Here is a 4,088-nt window from a genome sequence, read left to right on the forward strand (position 1 = left end):
CCAGGGCGACCCCGAGCGCCAACTCCACCTCCTCACCGAGGCGTTCGGGCGCGAGAACGTCCACGTCGAGCTGATCCACCAGTGGCTCCCCGGCGACGACCCGCGCAACGACGCCCTCGCCGCGCTCGCCGCCCGGCTGGGCCTGACCACCGTCGCCTCCACCAACGCCCACCACGCGAGCCCCGCCGAGGGCCGGCTCGCCCAGAGCCTGGCCGCCCTGCACGACCGCCGGACCCTCACCGAGGCGGCCGGCTGGACGCAGGCCGCCGGCACCGCCCACCTGCGCTCCGGCCGCGAGATGGCGGCCCGGCTGGCCCGTTTCCCGGGCGTGCGCGAGGCCACCGTGGAGCTCGCCCGCGCCTGCGCCTTCGACTTCGCCACCCTGGACCCGGAACTGCCCGGCTACCCCGTCCCGCCCGGCCACACCGAGATCAGCCATCTGCGCGCCCTGGTCGCCGAGGGCGGCCCGGGCCGGTTCGGGCCCGGCAACGGCCCGGCCCGCCGCCAGCTCGCCCGGGAGCTGGACGTCATCGAGGAACTCGACCTGGCCGGCTACTTCCTGATCGTGCACGACATCGTCGACTTCTGCCGCCGGGAGTCCATCTGGTGCCAGGGGCGCGGCTCGGCGGCCAACTCGGCGGTCTGCTACGCGCTCGGGATCACCGCCGTCGACCCGGTGCACTACAAGCTGCTCTTCGAGCGCTTCCTCTCCACCGCCCGCGACGGACCGCCGGACATCGACCTGGACATCGAGAACCGCCGCCGCGAGGAGGTCATCCAGTACGTCTACCGCCGCTACGGGCGCGAGCACGCCGCCCAGGTCGCCAATGTGATCACCTACCGGCCCCGGCTGGCGCTGCGCGACGCCGCCCGGGTGCTCGGCTACCCGCAGGGCCAGGTGGACGCGTTCAGCCGGCAGGCCGACTTCCGCTCGCCGCCCGGCGCGGACGCCGTCATCCCCGCCGACGTGCTCGCGCTCGCCGGGCAGCTCCACGGCCTGCCGCGCCACCTGGGCATCCACTCGGGCGGCATGGTGCTCACCCGGGAGCCGATCGCCGGGATCTGCCCGACCGAGTGGGCGCGGATGCCGGGGCGCTCCGTGCTGCAGTGGGACAAGGAGTCGGTGGCCGGCGCCGGGCTGGTCAAGATCGACCTGCTCGGCCTCGGCATGCTCGCCGCGCTGCACGACACCTGCGACCTGGTCGCCCGGCACCACGGCGAGCACTACGACCTGGCGACCATCCCGGACGACGACCCGGGCGTGTACACGATGCTGCGGCGGGCCGACACCGTCGGCGTCTTCCAGGTCGAGTCGCGCGCCCAGATGGCCACCCTGCCCCGGCTCAAGCCGGACCACTTCTACGACCTGGTGGTGGAGGTCGCGCTGATCCGGCCGGGTCCGATCCAGGGCGGCTCCGTGCACCCGTACCTGCGCCGGCGCGCCGGGGTGGAGCCGGCCGGCTGCCCGCACCCGCTGATGGAGAACGCGCTCGGCAAGACCCTCGGGGTGCCGCTGTTCCAGGAGCAGATGATGCAACTCGCCATCGACTGCGCCGGGTTCACCCCCGCCGAGGCGGACCGGCTGCGCCAGGCGATGGGCGCCAAGCGCTCGCACGAACGGGTCGCCCGGCTGCGTGAGCGGCTGCTCGGCGGCATGGCCGAGCGCGGCATCCCGGAGGAGGTGGCGCAGGACGTCTACACCAAGATCGAGGCCTTCTCCAACTACGGCTTCCCGGAGAGCCACGCGATCAGCTTCGCCTACCTGGTGTACGCCAGCGCCTGGCTCAAGTACCACTACCCGGCGGCCTTCACCTGCGCCCTGCTGGCCAACCAGCCGATGGGCTTCTACTCGCCGCTCAGTCTGATCTCGGACGCCCGGCGGCACGGCGTGCGGGTGCGCGGGGTGGACGTCAACGCCAGTGGCGCCGGGCCCACCCTGGAGCCGTACCGGGGGCCGACGCCCAGGCCGCCGCTCACCGCCGGGAAGCCGCAGCCCGCGATCCGGCTGGGCCTGGACACCGTGCGCGGCATCGGCACCGCGCAGGCCGAGGCGATCGCGGCCGGGCGGCCGTACGCGGACCTGGAGGACTTCGCCCGCCGCACCGGCCTGCCCGCGCCGGGGCTGGAGGCGCTGGCCGCGGCGGGCGCGTTCGGCTGCTTCGGGCTCGGCCGGCGGCAGGCGCTCTGGGCGGCGGGCGCGTTCGCGGGCGTCTCGGCGGACCTCATCCCGGGCACCACGCCCGGCACCGAGGCGCCGGACCTGCCCGCGATGACCCCGGTCGAGGAGACCATCGCCGACCTCTGGGCCACCGGGACGTCCGCGACCAGCCACCCGCTCCAGCACCTGCGCGCCCACCTGGAGCGCGGTGGCGCGCTCTCGGCCGCCGAACTGCCGGACGTGGCGCCGGGGACGGCGGTGGTGGTCGGCGGCCTGGTCACCCACCGGCAGCGGCCGCCGACGGCGGGCGGGGTGCTCTTCCTCAGCCTGGAGGACGAGACCGGGCTGATCAATGTGATCTGCAGCCGGCCGGTCTGGGAGTCCCAGCGCCGCACCGCCCTGGACCGGGCCGGGCTGCTGGTCCACGGGCACGTCGAACGGGACCGGGGCGCCACCAACCTGGTCGCCACCCGGCTCACCCCGCTGCGGATCGGACTGTGACGGACGCGGGGAACGGTTCGTGCCATGATCGTCCCCATGGACTCGACGCCGTTGCCGCAGAGCGCGGTTCCGGGCGTGGCCCGCCGGGCGCCGCGACCCGTTCGGACCGGGCTGCCGCTCGCGGCCGGTGCGCTGGTGACGGCGCTGGTGACGGCCGGGTGCGGCAGCATCGCGGCGACCGGCGCGGGCGGGGGAGCGCCCGGACCGGCGCGCAGCATCGGCGACACGCCCCTCCCGGTCACGTCCCTCCCGGTCGCACCCGCCCCGGCGACCGCCTGTTCCCCCGAGGGCCTCGCGCTGACCGTCGGCGAGGCCAACGCCGCCATGGGCCTGCGGGTGATGCCGGTCCGGCTGACCAACTGCGGCACCCGCCCCTACGCCCTCAAGGGCCACCCCGCCGTCCGCGTCCTCGACGCCGAACGCGCCCCGCTCGCCATCACCGTCAAACGCGGCTCGGCCGGCATCGCCACCCTGGAGAACTTCGACGCCGCCCCCGCACCGCTGATCCTCCAGCCCCAGGAGTACGCCGAGTCCCACCTGGTCTGGCGCAACACGGTGGCCGCCGGCGACAAGGCCCCCGACAACGGCCGCTTCCTCGACCTCGCCCCGCTCCAGGGCCGCCCCCGGCTCACCGTCCCGGCCCACCTCGACCTCGGCACCACCGGCCGGCTCGGCGTCGCCCCCTGGACCAAAACGGCGCCCTAACCCCCCGGCACGCCAAGGGACCTGACACCACCGCGATAATGGCGCGATGTCCGAACAGTACCTGTCGGCGTTCGCCGTCGACGGCGATGCCCTGCTGCGCACGGTCGGCTCCGGCGGCGAGGCCTTCGTCCGGGCCGGGCTCGACCGCATCGGCCCGCTCGCCGCCGCCGGACGGCTGCTGCGGACCACCGAACCCGCCGAAGTGGAGGCCGCCCTGCGGGAGATCGCCACCGGCCGGCTCGACCCGTCCCGGCCCGCCGGCTACACCTGGCTGCTGGAACTCCTGCTGCCCGGCGCGGGTGACACCCTCGGCGCGGCGACGCTGCCCGGCCGGGGCTGGCACGAACTGGCGGACACCTTCGAGGCCTGGGGGCTGCCTGCCCTCGCCGGTCTCTGGACGCGCCCCTGGCCCTTCCCGTGGCCGGGCTCGGAGGCGCCGGACGCCGACCCCTGGCCCTTCCCCTCCCTCGCGGCCGGCCCTCAACTCGATCGCGTCCGCGCCGAACTGGCGGGATTCGACCTCGGCCGGATCCACGAGGAGCCCGAACTCCTGCCGGGCGGTGACGAGGACGCGGCCGAGGAGGTCGAGTGGCTGGTCGGCGAGCTGCTCCCGGCCTGGACGGCGGGCGCCCTGGAGCGGGGCCGCGGGCTGCTGCTCCTGCGGGACGGGGGGAAGTAGCGACACGTGCGACCGGCGCGGCGCAGTCGTGGGGGGTGCCTGCGC

At 75.6% G+C, this 4,088-nt stretch carries 3 protein-coding genes; all 3 read left to right on the plus strand.

Annotated features, from left to right (window positions below):
• Positions 1-2,659: error-prone DNA polymerase (locus ABD308_RS20805; RefSeq protein WP_344337423.1), on the plus strand; the 2,659-nt coding region annotated here is incomplete at its 5' end.
• Between the two features lie 24 nt (positions 2,660-2,683).
• On the plus strand, positions 2,684-3,364 hold the full coding sequence (locus tag ABD308_RS20810) for a DUF4232 domain-containing protein (protein WP_344337424.1): 681 nt from the start codon (positions 2,684-2,686) through the stop codon (positions 3,362-3,364).
• Positions 3,365-3,410: 46 nt separating this feature from the next.
• A complete protein-coding gene (locus ABD308_RS20815) occupies positions 3,411-4,043 on the plus strand; it encodes a DUF7691 family protein (RefSeq protein ID WP_344337425.1) in 633 nt (210 codons plus the stop codon).
• Positions 4,044-4,088 lie beyond the last annotated feature (45 nt).

It is taken from the genome of Kitasatospora putterlickiae, assembly GCF_039527695.1.
Lineage (GTDB): Bacteria > Actinomycetota > Actinomycetes > Streptomycetales > Streptomycetaceae > Kitasatospora > Kitasatospora putterlickiae.